At 67.0% G+C, this 13,419-nt stretch carries 14 protein-coding genes; 5 read left to right on the top strand and 9 right to left on the bottom strand.

The window, feature by feature from the left end; all coding sequences use genetic code 11:
• Positions 1 to 22: 22 nt before the first annotated feature.
• Both ASD87_RS20710 and ASD87_RS20705 read left to right on the top strand, forming a co-directional pair.
• A complete protein-coding gene (locus tag ASD87_RS20710; RefSeq protein WP_056325881.1) occupies positions 23 to 529 on the top strand; it encodes a 2,4'-dihydroxyacetophenone dioxygenase family protein in 507 nt (168 codons plus the stop codon).
• A gap of 18 nt (positions 530 to 547) precedes the next feature.
• On the top strand, positions 548 to 1,342 hold the full coding sequence (locus ASD87_RS20705) for an SDR family NAD(P)-dependent oxidoreductase (RefSeq protein WP_056325878.1): 795 nt from the start codon (positions 548 to 550) through the stop codon (positions 1,340 to 1,342).
• A gap of 15 nt (positions 1,343 to 1,357) precedes the next feature.
• Here the strand turns inward: ASD87_RS20705 and ASD87_RS20700 are convergent, their stop codons facing one another.
• Genes ASD87_RS20700 through ASD87_RS20685 form a run of 4 tightly spaced genes read right to left on the bottom strand, consistent with a single transcriptional unit; the run spans position 1,358 to position 4,949 of the window.
• Positions 1,358 to 2,995 (bottom strand): caspase family protein, encoded by a 1,638-nt coding sequence (locus ASD87_RS20700; protein ID WP_235512771.1) that lies wholly within the window; start codon positions 2,993 to 2,995, stop codon positions 1,358 to 1,360.
• A gap of 34 nt (positions 2,996 to 3,029) precedes the next feature.
• Complete coding sequence (locus tag ASD87_RS20695; RefSeq protein WP_235512770.1) at positions 3,030 to 3,650, bottom strand: hypothetical protein; 621 nt, start codon at positions 3,648 to 3,650, stop codon at positions 3,030 to 3,032.
• Complete coding sequence (locus ASD87_RS20690) at positions 3,647 to 4,315, bottom strand: RNA polymerase sigma factor (RefSeq protein ID WP_056325874.1); 669 nt, start codon at positions 4,313 to 4,315, stop codon at positions 3,647 to 3,649. The genes ASD87_RS20695 and ASD87_RS20690 overlap by 4 nt, the downstream gene beginning before the upstream one ends.
• 49 nt (positions 4,316 to 4,364) lie before the next feature.
• Positions 4,365 to 4,949 carry a hypothetical protein gene (locus tag ASD87_RS20685; RefSeq protein ID WP_056325871.1) on the bottom strand — a complete coding sequence of 195 codons (585 nt, stop codon included), beginning with the start codon at positions 4,947 to 4,949 and terminating at the stop codon, positions 4,365 to 4,367.
• A gap of 265 nt (positions 4,950 to 5,214) precedes the next feature.
• Here ASD87_RS20685 and ASD87_RS20680 point away from each other — a divergent pair, with 265 nt between their 5' ends.
• The 3 genes from ASD87_RS20680 to ASD87_RS20670 all read left to right on the top strand — a co-directional run bounded on the left by ASD87_RS20680 (position 5,215) and on the right by ASD87_RS20670 (position 8,312).
• Complete coding sequence (locus ASD87_RS20680) at positions 5,215 to 5,673, top strand: hypothetical protein (protein ID WP_056325868.1); 459 nt, start codon at positions 5,215 to 5,217, stop codon at positions 5,671 to 5,673.
• Between the two features lie 117 nt (positions 5,674 to 5,790).
• On the top strand, positions 5,791 to 6,705 hold the full coding sequence (locus ASD87_RS20675; protein ID WP_227741294.1) for a hypothetical protein: 915 nt from the start codon (positions 5,791 to 5,793) through the stop codon (positions 6,703 to 6,705).
• 2 nt (positions 6,706 to 6,707) lie between these two features.
• Entirely contained in the window at positions 6,708 to 8,312 is a 1,605-nt protein-coding gene (locus ASD87_RS20670; protein ID WP_056326028.1) for a hypothetical protein, read from the top strand.
• Positions 8,313 to 8,333: 21 nt separating this feature from the next.
• On the opposite strand, the gene ASD87_RS20665 is transcribed toward ASD87_RS20670, so the two are convergent.
• The 5 genes from ASD87_RS20665 to hisD all read right to left on the bottom strand — a co-directional run bounded on the left by ASD87_RS20665 (position 8,334) and on the right by hisD (position 13,307).
• Positions 8,334 to 9,122, bottom strand: a complete 789-nt coding sequence (locus ASD87_RS20665; protein WP_056325864.1) for an HpcH/HpaI aldolase/citrate lyase family protein — start codon at positions 9,120 to 9,122, stop codon at positions 8,334 to 8,336.
• A 25-nt stretch (positions 9,123 to 9,147) separates the two neighbouring features.
• Positions 9,148 to 10,134, bottom strand: a complete 987-nt coding sequence (locus ASD87_RS20660; RefSeq protein WP_082586374.1) for a tripartite tricarboxylate transporter substrate binding protein — start codon at positions 10,132 to 10,134, stop codon at positions 9,148 to 9,150.
• A 79-nt stretch (positions 10,135 to 10,213) separates the two neighbouring features.
• On the bottom strand, positions 10,214 to 11,227 hold the full coding sequence (locus tag ASD87_RS20655) for a LacI family DNA-binding transcriptional regulator (RefSeq protein ID WP_056326023.1): 1,014 nt from the start codon (positions 11,225 to 11,227) through the stop codon (positions 10,214 to 10,216).
• Entirely contained in the window at positions 11,224 to 11,991 is a 768-nt protein-coding gene (locus ASD87_RS20650) for an SDR family NAD(P)-dependent oxidoreductase (RefSeq protein ID WP_056325861.1), read from the bottom strand. The genes ASD87_RS20655 and ASD87_RS20650 overlap by 4 nt, the downstream gene beginning before the upstream one ends.
• Complete coding sequence (gene hisD / locus ASD87_RS20645; protein WP_056325857.1) at positions 11,988 to 13,307, bottom strand: histidinol dehydrogenase; 1,320 nt, start codon at positions 13,305 to 13,307, stop codon at positions 11,988 to 11,990. Before hisD ends, ASD87_RS20650 begins: the two co-directional genes overlap by 4 nt.
• Between the last annotated feature and the right edge of the window lie 112 nt (positions 13,308 to 13,419).

Here is a 13,419-nt window from a genome sequence, read left to right as displayed (position 1 = left end):
CCCTTCACCCAAGGAAAATTCCATGACGCTTCCGTACACAGAAACCCACCAAGACCGTCTGCTGACCGTCAACATCGAAGACGGCGTGCAGCTTCCTGGCGCGGCGCCCGGCTCCTCGATCATTCCGCTCTTCCTCGATAGAGAAAACGGCGTCTGGGTTCTGTACGGAAAGTTCGCGCCGGGCACTCGCCTTCCCACCCACTTCCATACCGGCGTCGTCCACTTCTTTACGACGAAGGGCCAGTGGAACTATCTCGAATATCCGAACGACCCGCAGACAGCCGGCAGTTACCTGTACGAACCCGGCGGCTCCGTCCACACCTTTTCCGTGCCCGACACCGCCACGGAACCTGCCGAGGGATTCATGGTGGTATTCGGCGCCAACATCAACTTCATTGATGGCCAGTTCGCGAACATTCGCGATGCGGGCGCCATCGAAGACTCGATCATCGACGCAGCCAGGAAGGCCGGTCTGCCGCTGCCCCGCTACATTCGTCCGAAGGGCGGCGCCGAGTTCACGCGAGATTGAACCCGGAGACCATCAGCCATGCGGTTGAAATCCAAGATTGCCCTGGTCGCCGGCGCAGGCACATTGCGAAGCGCATTCTCGTCACCCGATCTGGTCGGCAATGGCGCCGCCTGTGCGATTCGGTTTGCCCAGGAAGGGGCAACGGTCATCTGCGCAGACCGGTCCTTGCCGGCCGCCCAGGAGACAATCGAGAGAATTCTGTCGGAGGGCGGTGCGGCACATGCCATCGAACTTGACGTCACCGATTCGGCCCGGATTGGCCACGCTGCACAGGACATCGCGCATCGTTTTGGCGGCATCGACATCCTGCACAACAACGTCGGCATCGAGATCCAGGGTGACCTGCTTGCGGTGCAGGATGACGAATGGGATCGCGTCATGACGGTCAATGTACGCGGGTCCATGGCCATGGCGCGCGCCTTTCTGCCGCAAATGAAAGCGCGCGGCGGGGGCTCTATCGTCAATGTCTCGTCGACGGCCAGTCTGAAATGGAGTCCGATGCAATTTCTTTCGTACAGCACCGCCAAGGCGGCGGTCAATCACATGACGCGGGTCATCGCCCGCCAGTATGCAGCCGATCAGGTCCGCTGCAACTGCATCATCCCCGGCATGATCCGGACGCCTCATGCGGACGCGCTCTACTCATCGGCGCACGCTGCCGCGCAAGGCCATGAAGCGCGCGACGCCCGATGCCCGATGGGCCGTCAGGGAAGTCCCTGGGATATCGCGAATGCGGCGCTCTTTCTTGCGTCCGACGAAGCCGCGTATATCACGGGCAGCCTGATGGTGGTCGATGGGGGATCCAGCCTTTGACCGGCGTCCGCGATGTCAAGGCTGGCCGGGACGCACGCCCAGCGCGCGCATCCACGGCATGTCCGGCAGACCCTGGATGGGCGCCCCGCCCGGCATCGGAAAGCCCACGGGATTGAGCGCGGCGTCTTGCAGCACCCGGGCCCATTCGCGCGGGTCGATCGGTTCGCCCATGCGCGCGCGCACGTCCAGCAAGTCCAGCGCCGCGCGCCGGTGTCCCGCCTCGGCCGCGTCGCGGAACAGGCGTTCGGCCACGGCGTAGTTCTTGGGCACGCCGCGGCCCATGCCGGTCAGTTCGCCCAGGTAGGTCTGCGCGGGTGCGAAGCCCTGGTCGGCGGCGCGCTGGTACCAGCGGGCGGCGACGGGGTAGTTCTGTTGCACGTGCTCGCCGTTCTCGGCGATCAGGCCCAAGGTGGTCATGGCGACCACGTCGCCCGCCTTGGCGCGCGCCTGCAGCGACGCCAGCCGGGGTTCATCCACATACTGGGCGCCCCGCTCGATCTCGTATTCCCATGCGCTCATGCGCGCCTTGATCAGGTCGCGGCCCAGGGTGGGCGACGGGCCACGGCCCTGCGCGGTCTGGCCGCCGGATCCGCCGGGCGTCGCGGGCGTCTGCCCGTCCGCCAGCGTCGTGAAGGTCACCGTGCCGACCAGGCTGCTGGCGTAGTGCGGAATCTGCCGGTAGGCGGTGGCCACCTGCACGTCGGCGGTCAACTGCTTGAAGAAGGTTTCCACGGGCGCCGTGGCGGGCAGCGCGCGCAGGCCCTGCGCAAAGTAGTACGCATAAGGGCTGTGACGCGGTCCTTGATTGCCGAAGCCGTCCTCGGCGGTCGCCCCGGGCTGCGTCGAAAACGCGATCAGCTCCCCGCCCGCGGGCACGGCATGCACCAGCCCGGCGGCAGGCGTGCCGCGCGTCAGGTTGGTGCGGCAGGCGTCCAGCACCATCAGGCGCGCGCGCACGTTGGCGCGCCGCAGGGCCTGCGAAACGCGCCTCAGGCTTAGCGAACTTTGCTGCGCCGTGCGGATGCGCACGTCGCCCAGCGGCAACGGCAGGTCCACGCCAAACAGATAGTTCACGTCGTCCACGGCGACGGCGTGTCCGGCGAAGTACATCAGCGCCAGATCCCCGCCTGCGGCGCGATCGGCGAATTCGTCGACGGCGGCTTCCATCTGCGCGGTGGTCAGATCCGTGAGCAGCGTCACATCGATGCTTCGCTGGCGCAGCGCCTCGGCGATCAGGCGCGCGTCGTTGACCGGGTTGACGAGCGCGTTGGCCGGCACGGCGTAGCGGGCGTTGCCGATCACCAGCGCGTAACGGCGCCGGGCAGCAGCCGGATTGGACGCCGCCTCGCGGTCCGCCTGGGAGGCCGCATTGGATTCGGGGTTGGGCACCGCCGCGCTGGCGGCGGGGTCGTCATCCGGCGCCGGCGCGGGCGTGGCGGGCGGGTTCGACGGCGCGGCGGACGGCGGCGGGTCGTCGTCCATCATGTTCCGATTGTTCAGCCCTCTGGCGTTGCTGCCGGCCGCCCACACGGCGGTCGCCGGTCCGCCGCTCAGGGCGGCGCCAAGCAACGCCGTCAGCAGACGCCGCCGCATGAGGGGGTGTGAGCGCGAAATGGGTGCGCTGGCACGGGCGGGTGGGTCGATGCGCTTCATGAGGGTTCGCGAACGGGGTTTCAAAGGGGGGGCTTCAAGGGGTGGGGCAGGCGCCGGCCGGCGCTGCCGTGGCGGACAGCGCGCCCAGCGCCGCCGCGGCGTCTCGCAGCGACGACTCGCGCGTGGCGGCCAGGACGTAACGGCCATCGGCGTCGGGGCCGTCGACGATGGACACGGCGTACTGAGACAGGGTGTTGCGCAGTTGCCGGGCGGTCAACGCGTCGGGCAGGTCCACCACCAGACGCGGGCACGAGGCGCCCCCGCGCGTCAGCACCGCATCGGGCGCAGCGCCGCCAGCGTCCGGACCGACGGGCGCCTGTTGCGCCACCATGACGGACAGCACGATCGCCAGCGCCCAGCCCAGCGGCATCAAGGGGCTGGCGGGCGTGGGCCACAGCCACTGCCACAGCCGGCGCGCGCGGGAGGCTGGCGCGTTCCGCGGACGCTGCTGCGCTAACGCGCGCAGAAAGGCGGCATCGCGCTCGGCCTGCCCGATCTCGTTGTGCGCCAGCTGGCGGGCTTGTGCCAGGTTGCGCCACGCCTCAAGCTCTGCCCGCAGCGCGGGATCGCGCGCGAGGTCCGCTTCGAAGGACCGGCGGGCATCCGGATCCATGCCGCCCGACAGATAGGTCAGCACTCGGTCCTCGGGAATCATCGGTCCATTCCTTTACGCGTGCAGTCGGTCACCAGCTTGCGCGCGGCGTGCAGGCGACTCTTCACGGTGGGCACGTGCAGGTCCTGCTGCCGCGCGATCTGCTCCATCGGCATGTCGTCCAGATACAGGAACATGGTGGTACGCAGCGTATCGCTGAGTTTGTTGATGCAATCGCGCATGCGCTTGATGATCGACAGGTGCTCGTAGGCGCGCGCCGGGTCGTTGAACTCGGAAGAATCAGCCACGTGCCGCGCATCGCCGAGCGCCGCGTCCTCCCCTTCCTCAATGCCCTGCGGGCCAGTCAAGTGCACTTCGTGCCGCGTGCGGCGATGGATCTGGATCAATTCATGCAGCGATCCGCGGTACAGGTAGCCGCCCAGCTTGCTGACCGCCAGCTCGTGCGCCGTCCATCCGCCCACGGGCTGGCCGTGCAACAGGGCTTCGTCCTTGAAGGAGCGCGTCTGCAGGAACTTCATGAGCGCGTTATTGAACGCATCCACCACGCCTTCCGGCGGTGCATTGAAGAATTTCCTGCGCAGCTTCAGCGTGATGTGCTGCTCGGCCTTGTTGCGAAACGCCAGCGCGTAGCGCGGGTCGGCGTGCAGGATGCGCAGCAGCGCGTCGACGTTATTGATGACGTAACGCTTGGAATCGAGCGTATTCATGATTCGGATTCTGGGAGCTGCGGCACCTTAGCCGCGCAGGGGCGGAAAATCAAGCGCGGCGGCGCATCGCGGCGATCCCGCGGACGGTAAAGGCGATGGCGATGGCCGCGCACAGATAGAAGCCGAATCCGAACGACAGGCTGTTCCACAGGTTGGACGCCATGTCGCCCGCCAGACTGCGGCTGGCGCGCGAACTGCCCATGAAACCCGCGAACTGGCGCGTCGCGTCCATGACTTCCCGCACTTGCGAAACCACGCCCGCCAGCGCAATGGCCCACAACGCCAGCGGCGCGAAATAGCCCAGGCGCGCCGCGCGATGTTCCATGAGCGAAGGCAGCAGCGGCCCCGCAACGGCCAGCAGCCACACCACGGCATACACGCCCGCGCCCGCACCCTGCCCTGCGATTGCACCCTGCAGGCTGGCGCCGTTCTGCAGGCGAAGCAGGTCGTAGAAGCTCAGGCTGGCGGCCGATCCCATCATGCGCACGGTAATGACGGCAAAGAGCGTCGTGCCCAGCAGGAACAGCAGTGCGCCCGCCGCGTCGCCGCGGTTGACGCGCCGCGCCGCGATCGCCGTCCAACGCGCCGCATGGGTCCTGGCCTGCGCCAATACGTCTTGTGCTTTGTCCTGCATGGTCTTTCCTTGTGAGGGTGAGGCGCGAAGGCCGGTACTAGTCGCTACGCGCGGCCGAACAGAAGGTTCGATTTTTTTTCGGGTCTTATTTGGCGATTGCCATTTCGGGTTCCGGTTTATGCTTCGCCCCAACTTTTTTCGAACCTTTTCCGAATCGGCGCGTAGCCATGGTCAAGGGCTCGCCTTTTCAGCCCCGCCTGCTGGAAAGCAAACCGCCACTTCCACCTGCCGATATTTCCCACCATCAAGAACGGAGCCTTCAAACATGTCCACCCCTACCCCGCTGTCCGCCCTGTACCAGACCCTCGTGCAAGAAGAACTGGGCCTGGTCGCCAGCCAGGACGATCAAGGCGACGTGGTCTTCAAGCATCCCGATCTGGGCATCATGTACTTCAGCCTGAGCGACGCAGACCCCGAGTTCCTGCGCCTGGTCTACCCCAGCTTCGTGCAGGCCGACGAACTGGACCTGACGCGCGACCAGTTCCTGGAGGTCATCAACGTCGTGAACAACCGCTGCAAGGCCATCAAGCTGACGCTGGCCCCCGAAAGCGCCGACCGCCCCGCACGCGTGTCGGCATCGGTGGAGAGCTTCGTGGCCGCCCCCGACACGCTGCCCGACCTTGCGCTGCTGCGCGGCATCGCGGCGCGCTGCGTGTCGGCCGTGCGCCATGGCGTGCACGAACTGGTCAAACTGTCGATGGAGTTCAAGCAGTCCGCCAACTGAGGCGCGCCCGCGCCGCGCAATTGAAAGAAGTCTGGCCCCGCGTTGTAACTTTGCGATACATTGCAGGGCTTTGATGAAAATGGCGCCCAAGAGGCGCCAATTTTTTCTGCCTACAACATGATGTCGATGCGCCTGTCCGATTCCCGTTCGTTGCTCCTTCGCCTTGCGGCCAGCGTGCTGCTCCTGGCGGGCTTGTCCGCCTGCGCCGTCAAGACCAATTCGCGGGGCAACCTCGTGTACGGGGTGGACACCGCCGCCCTGTTCGGCACCGAGATCGGCCAGTTTCCCTTGCAGGATGGCGGGCTGGGCACCTTGCGGCGCGAAGGCAAGAACTTCTCGGTCAAGCTGTCGGGTAACCAGCGCGTGGTGCCGATCAACAACGTGGAATCGGCGCGTATCGCGCGCACCGAGAACGTCGGCTCGCGCACGGTGGTCGTGATCGAGACCCAGCGCCGCAACTGCGATTACCGCTACAGCGTGCTGGCCATCGAAGGGTCCGACGTGCTGTCGTGGGACGTGGGCAATTGCCGCGACCGGCCGGTCGTGCTGGTCCAGGATGACCGCAGCGCCCTGACTTTCGACTTCCCCAAGGGCTCGTCGATCGAACGCTTCGTCTACACGCAAGACGGCCGCATGCGCCGCGGCAACGTGAAGGCGGTGGCAGGATTGAATCCGCGCGCCAAGCCGTTCGCCGACGAGTCGCTGTATCCGCCCGGGTACATGGATTCGATCCGCCTGCATGGCGTCTATCCGCCGCCCGCCGCGCCGGCCGCCCGGCCGGGCAAGGCGGCAAAGCCCGCCAGCGGCAACCGGCCGAACCGGCGCACCGCCCCCGACGCTCCCGCAGCGGTGCAAACCCAGACGGCCAGCGGCGCGGCCAGCGCAGGCCGCGTCGTGCCACCGCCCCCGCAGCGCGTGCCGGCGGGCGACACGCCCGCGCCGGCCCGTTCGGGCACGGCATCGCGCACGCCCGCCAAGCTGGATCTGCCCGATGAAGAAATCACCTCGACCCGCCTGGATCTGAGGGATTGAACGTGCGCCAAGCCCAGATTCGCCAGATCCTCTTCCTGATCGTCCTGACGGTCATCTACCTGAGTTTTGAACTCGGGTTCAACGCCCGGCTGCTCGATGTGGTGGGCAGCCGCGCGACGCCGCACGACATCGAGGAGCTGGAATTCTTCGGCCGCACCCTGTCCGGCATCGCCGCGGCGCTGGTCGTGCTGCAACTGATGCTGGCGCGGCGGCTTGCCACCGGCGGCCGGCCGTCGTACCTGAAGATTGCCATTGCCTGCGTGGTGACGGCGCTGCTCGTCTTCAGCGCCATCAAGATGATGGTGAGCGTGCTGGTCGACTCGCGCGACGGCGAGTTCCGCCGCGTTGCCACCAACGCCGGACTGCTGCAACGATCGCTCGTGCAGGGCGACCTGCATCTGGATGGGCTGGTCGACGATGGCGTCTACGCGCGCCCCGAAGGCAAGGCGTTCCTGGCGGTGTTCCAGGTGCTGCTGTCCAACATCGACAACCTGGACGACAAGGTCGAACCCAAGAAGCGGCAGGTCATCCGCACCGACCTGCAACGCCAGATGAAGACCTTCACCTTCGATGACCGCGAAGTCCGCATGACGGCGCCGGGCATTCGGGGGTATCACCAGGTCTACACCAGCGTGATGCAGTCCGTGGCCGAGCGCTGGAAGCAGTACGCGGGCGTGCCGGTGGCGTCGGACATCGGCCTTGCGCGCGAACAGGACCGCGCCTGGGGCGATTACCGCCGCAACCTGTCGCGCCGCGGCTGGACCCCGGAAAGCGTGCCCGCCCGCTATCAGGGCCGCGTGGTGCAGGACGTGCGCAAGCGCATTCCCGTGCCTGCAGGCTGGCAGCCGCACGACCGCGCCACCTTCAACGAAGCCGTCGCGCAGCAATACTGGAAAACGATGCGCAGCCGCACGGTGCACGTCGAAGGCGACGCCATCCCGCCGGGGCTGTCGTACGAAGATTTCGTGGCACGGCCCGGCGTGCAGAAGCTGCTGCGCCAGACCTTGATGGTGCCGGCCACCATGAACGTCGCGCCCAACTACACCGACGCCGCCGGCTTCAAGCGGCTGTACGACGGCATGCTGGACCGCGCGGTGGACGAAGCCCTGCCGCGCTTTTCGGCGAGCAGCGCGGATTTTTCGCGCGGCGGCCAGCATTACAAGCTGGGCGAAGACGCCGCGCGCGCGGCGATCGTGCCGCCCGTCGCGCTGCTGTTTTCATTGCTGGGCGCGGTGGGCCACTTCGGCAAGCTGCTGTACCTGATCGTCAAGCTCATCGTCTGGCTGCGCACGCCCGCCGGCCAGCAGCCGGGGCGCACCGCGACGCGGGCCGCGGGCCTGGCGCTGGTCCTGACGCTGGCCTGCGTCTGGACCGCGTTCTCGTTCATGCAGAACGGCGTCACGCAAAGCGACCTCTTCCAGCAGATGTCGCGCGTGGAAGGCGGCCGCGATGACGAATCGATCGGCCAGGCGCTGCGCCGCCGCGTGCTGGCCAACGTGGCGCACGTGATCGTGGTGGGGCAGGCCTACACCTACCCCTTCAACGAGGCCGTGCGCACTTACGTGCTGGGCGGCTTCCGGTTTGGGTATCACGGCAATGCGGGCTGATCGCCTGATGGCCGGATACCGTCAATAGGCGGGCGGCTTCGCCTCCCGCCCGGCAGAGGCGGCCTGCGCCAGCGCGCGGGTGATGATGCTGGTCGACACGTTGGCAAAATAGCGCGCGCCCATTGCCCCGTACTTTTCCTCGTCCTGCGGCGTCAGCGCGATGATCCCCGAGCACTTGCCGGCCCCGGCGATGGCGCGCAGCCCGGCCTCGATGGCGCGTTGCACGGGTTCGGCATTCCAGTCGCTGCCGTGGCCCATCGCGTGCGCCAGATCATTGGGCCCGATGAACACCGCATCCACGCCGTCCACCGCCGCAATTTCGCCCGCCGCCGCAATGGCCTCGGGCGTTTCGATCATGGCGATAAAGCCGATGCCGTCATTGCTGCGCTGCGTGTGACCTGCGCCGCCGAAAGCCCCGTAACCCGCCGCGCGCGTACTGAAGGCGCTGCCGCGGCGGCCCACCGGCGGATAGTGGATCATGCCGGCCAGACGCCGCGCCTGCTCGGCGGTCTCCACCATCGGCACCTGCACGGCGCTTGCGCCCATGTCCAGGATGCGCGGCAAGTCGTGCTCAAAGCAGCGCACGATCGGCACGATGCCCGTGGCCCGTGCGGCGCGCAGCATGTGTTCGGTCATGCCCAAATCGGCACTGCCGTGCTCGTTGTCCAGGATGATGAAGTCAAAGCCGGCATACGCGCACATCTCTACGATGGCCGGGCTGGGCAGTCCGTTGAACAGGCCACGCAGCGGCTTGCCACTGCGCAGCATGTCCGGCAGGCGGCCGTCCAGCGGGAAGCGGGGATCGGTCATGCAAGTCTCCTGTGTCGGGGCGGGGTCAGTCAGCCTGAATGCCGGCGTCCTTGATCACCTTGCCCCATTTTTCTATTTCGCTGCGTTGGAACTTCGAGAATTCTGCCGAACCGCGGCCGTCGGGCGCAACGCCCAACGTCAGCAGCTTGGCGCGCACGTCCGGGCTGTTGACGATAGCCGCGATCTCGCGGCCCAGGCGGTCCACGACCGGCGCGGGCGTTCCGGCCGGCGCGAAGATGCCCTGCCACGATTGCATCGCGAAACCGGGCACGCCCAGCTCGGCGAGCGGCTTGACGCCGGGCAGGTCCGCCAACGGGGCCGCGCTGGTCACGCCCAAGACCTTGACGCGCTTGGCATCGATCATGGGACGCGCGGCCGCGACGGTTTCGAACACCATGTCGATCTGTCCGCCGATCAGATCCACCATTGCCTGCGATCCCCCCTTGTAGACGATCTGGCGCAGGCGCGTGCCGGAAATGGACTGGAAGAGCTGGCCCGACAGATGCTGCGACGTGCCTGCGCCGGCCGTGCCGTAAGTCAGGCCGTCCGGATCGGCGCGCGCGGCGTCGATCACCTGCTGCACCGAATTGAACGGACTGTCGGCGCGCACCACCAGCGCATTGCTGACCATGCCCACCAAGCCGACCGGCGTGAAGTCCTTGACCGGGTCGTACCCTAGCGACTTGATGAAAAACGGATTGACGGCGTGCGTGGTGATGGTGCCGCCCACAATGGTGTAGCCATCGGGCTCGGCGCGGGCCACCAGTTGCGTGCCCACGATACCGGACACGCCCGGCTTGTTCTCGACGATGACCGACTGCCCCAGGCGGGCGCTCAGTTGCTCGGCCATCAGGCGGGCCACGCCGTCGGATACGCCACCCGGCGAAAACGGCACGATGTACCGGATGTTCTTGGTGGGCCAGGCTGGCGTGCCGCCTTGGGCGTGGGCCATGCCGGCGGTCAGCCCGATCGCCGCGATGGCGGTCAGGGTACGGACGAAAATGCTGCGCATGCGTTTGTCTCCTGGAGTCGATGAGCGCGGTCTGCGCGCGCTTTTTTGGGTAGTGCCGGAAAAAAGAAAAAAACGTGTGTCAGGGCCCCGCCCGGACCGTCGCGCGTTCGACCAGGCCGCAGGGCACGACGATGTCGCGCGGCCGCAGTTCGGCCTGCATCTGTTCGCGCAGCAGGTCGACGGTGGCGTCCACCATGGGTTCGACCTGCTGACGCACGGTAGTCAGGCGATACGCGCCCCACGCGGCCTGCGGGACGTCGTCAAACCCCACAACGGCCACGTCCTCGGGCACGCGCAGGCCCAGTTCCTGACGCAGCACGTCCAGCGCCGCAATCGCCATGTGATCGTTGCCGGCAAACAGCGCGTCCGGCGGATCGGCGGCAAACATCTGCCGCACGGCGGCCTGCGCCAGATCGAAGTCGTAGTGGCCCACGTCGCGGCAGGCGACGTCGTGGCCGAGTTCCCGCAAGGCGTCGCGGTAACCGCGTTCGCGCTCGATGCTGGTGGACGAATCCTCCAGCCCCGCCAGAAAGCCGAAGCGGCGATAGCCGCGTTCGACCAGCAGGCGCGCCACCAATTGGCCGCCCGCGTAGTTGTCGGACGTGACCGAGCTGCTGGCGTGGCGCGCCAGCCCGCCCAGGATGGAGACGCGATTGAACTGCACCACGGGCACCCCCACCTCGGCGCAACTGCGCGCCACGTTGGGCGACAGCATTGCGGAAGCCATCACGATGCCATCCACCTGGTACTGCAGAATCTCGGCCAACACGCCATCGGCCGCCTCGTCCACCTCGGCGATGAACATCAGCACGTGGTAGCCCTCTTTCTGCAGCTTCTGCGACAGCCGTTCGATGACCAGCGGGTAGAACTGGTTTTCCAGGTAGCTCATCACCAGCGCCACGATGCGGCTGCGGCGCGTGATGAGGCTGCGGGCCAGCGCGTTGGGCCGATAGCCCAGCTTTTGCGCGGCGGCCAGCACCTTGCGGCGCGTGGCTTCGGACACGCTGGCGCCCGGCGTGAAGGTGCGGCTGACGGCCGACTGCGACACCTGCGCCAGATCCGCCACGTCTTGCGCACGGGGCGCGGTCCTCATGCCGCGGTCCATCCTGCATCCAGCATCAGCGCGCTGCCCGTCATCAAGCTGGAGGCATCGCTGGCCAGGAACACGATCGCGCCCATCACCTCGTCCAGGCGGCCGACGCGGCCCAGCGCGTTGCGCGCGCAAACCCAGTCCCGAAACCCGGGCTGCTCCAGCATGCCCGCCGTCATGGGCGTTTCGATGAAAGTCGGGCACACGGTGTTCACGCGAATGTTGGCGGCGCCCAGCTCCCAAGCCAGCGCGCGCGTCATGCCTTCCAGCGCATGCTTGCTGGCGCAATACAGCGTGCGCCGGGGGCTGCCCACGTGCCCCATCTGCGAGGACACATTGATGATCGATCCGGCACGGCCTTCGGTCAGCAGGCGGCGCGACACGGCCCGGCTGGTGTAGAAGGCCGCCTTCACGTTCAGGTCCAGCACGGCGTCGATGTCCTCGTCGGACTGATCGATGAGCGGTTTGGGACGATTCATCCCGGCGTTGTTGACCAGGATGTCAAAGGGCTCGCCGTACGCGACCGCCTGATCCACGGCCGCGGCGTCCGTCACGTCCAGCACCAGCGGCGCACAGCCGATGCCTTCGGCCCGCAAGGCTTCGCACACTTGCGCCAGTTCCGGCTCGCGCCGGGCCGCCACCGTGACATGCGCGCCCGCCCGGCCAAGCGCGGCGGCCGCCGCCAGTCCGATGCCGCCGCTGCCGCCCGTCACCAGGGCGCGGCGTCCGTCCACCCGGAAGTCCGGTCCTTTGGGTAGCGCCATCATGCCTGCGCCTCCACCGGCTGATACCACGGCAAATCAGGACGATTGCCATGGCGGCGCACGCGAATGTTGGCCTGTTCGCCGTGGCCGGCAAAGTTCTCCATGTGGCACAGGCGCGAGCAGTATTCGCCCATCGTCACGCTGGCGGCGTCCGTCAGCACGCGCTGGTAGGTGCAGGTCTTGAGAAACTTGCCCACCCACAGCCCGCCCGTGTAGCGCGCATTGCGGTTGGTCGGCAGCGTGTGGTTGGTGCCGATCACCTTGTCGCCGAAGCTGACGTTGGTGCGGGGTCCCAGGAACAGCGCCCCGTAGTTTGTCATCCGGTTCAGGAAGTAATCCGGGTCGCGCGTCATGACCTGCACGTGCTCGAACGCCAGGTCGTCGGCCACCTGGAGCATTTCCTCAAGCGTGTCGCAGACGATGACCTCGCCACAATCGGCCCAGGCCTTGGCGGCAATCTCGGCCGTGGGCAGGATGGTCAGTTGGCGCTCGACCTCGGCCAACGTGTCGCGGGCCAACTGTTCGCTGTTCGTCAGCAGCACGGCCGGCGACGTCGGACCGTGTTCGGCCTGACCCAGCAGGTCGACCGCGCACAATTCGCCATCCACGCTGTCGTCGGCGATGACCAGCGTTTCGGTGGGGCCGGCAAACAGGTCGATGCCGACCCGGCCATACAACTGCCGCTTGGCTTCGGCCACGAACATGTTGCCGGGCCCCACCAGCATGTCCACAGGCGCCACGCTGGGGGTTCCCACCGCCATTGCCACGACGGCCTGCACGCCGCCCAGCACCAGGATCTCGTCCGCGCCCGCCATGTCCATGGCGGTCACGATGGCGGGATGCGGCTTGCCCTGATAGGGCGGCGCCGTGGACACGATGCGCTTGACCCCTGCGACCTTGGCGGTCAGGACGCTCATGTGCGCCGAGGCCAGCAGCGGATACTTGCCGCCCGGGATGTAGCAGCCCACCGCATTCATCGGCACATGCCTGTGGCCCAGGACCACGCCGGGATAGGTCTCCACTTCGACGTCGCGCATCGAATCGCGCTGGATCTGCGCAAAGTTGCGCACCTGGCTCTGCGCAAACGCGATGTCTTCGATCTCGCGCGACGACAACTGCTTGCGCGCTGCCTCGATCTCGGCGCGTGACAGACGAAAGTCAGCCGGATCCCAGTTGTCGAATTTGCGGCTGTAATCCCGCACGGCTTCGTCGCCCCGGGTTTCGATGTCGCGGATGATGTCTTCGACGGTGGCGCGCACCTTGGCGTCGTCTTCGGTCTTGACGGCGGCGGTCCGGCCGCGCTTCAGATAACGGATCATGGTCTCGGGTCCTGCAAGTGTGTGGAAAGTTCTTCGATGGAGGGCACTTTCAAATCCTTGCATACGTATGCAAATAGGGAGAAACCCGGACCTTTCGATACACTCACGGGAT

It is taken from the genome of Achromobacter sp. Root170, from assembly GCF_001428165.1.
Lineage (GTDB): Bacteria > Pseudomonadota > Gammaproteobacteria > Burkholderiales > Burkholderiaceae_B > Achromobacter > Achromobacter mucicolens.
The sequence above is the reverse complement of the archived record's forward strand: the minus strand, read 5'-3'. Positions and strand labels throughout refer to the sequence as shown.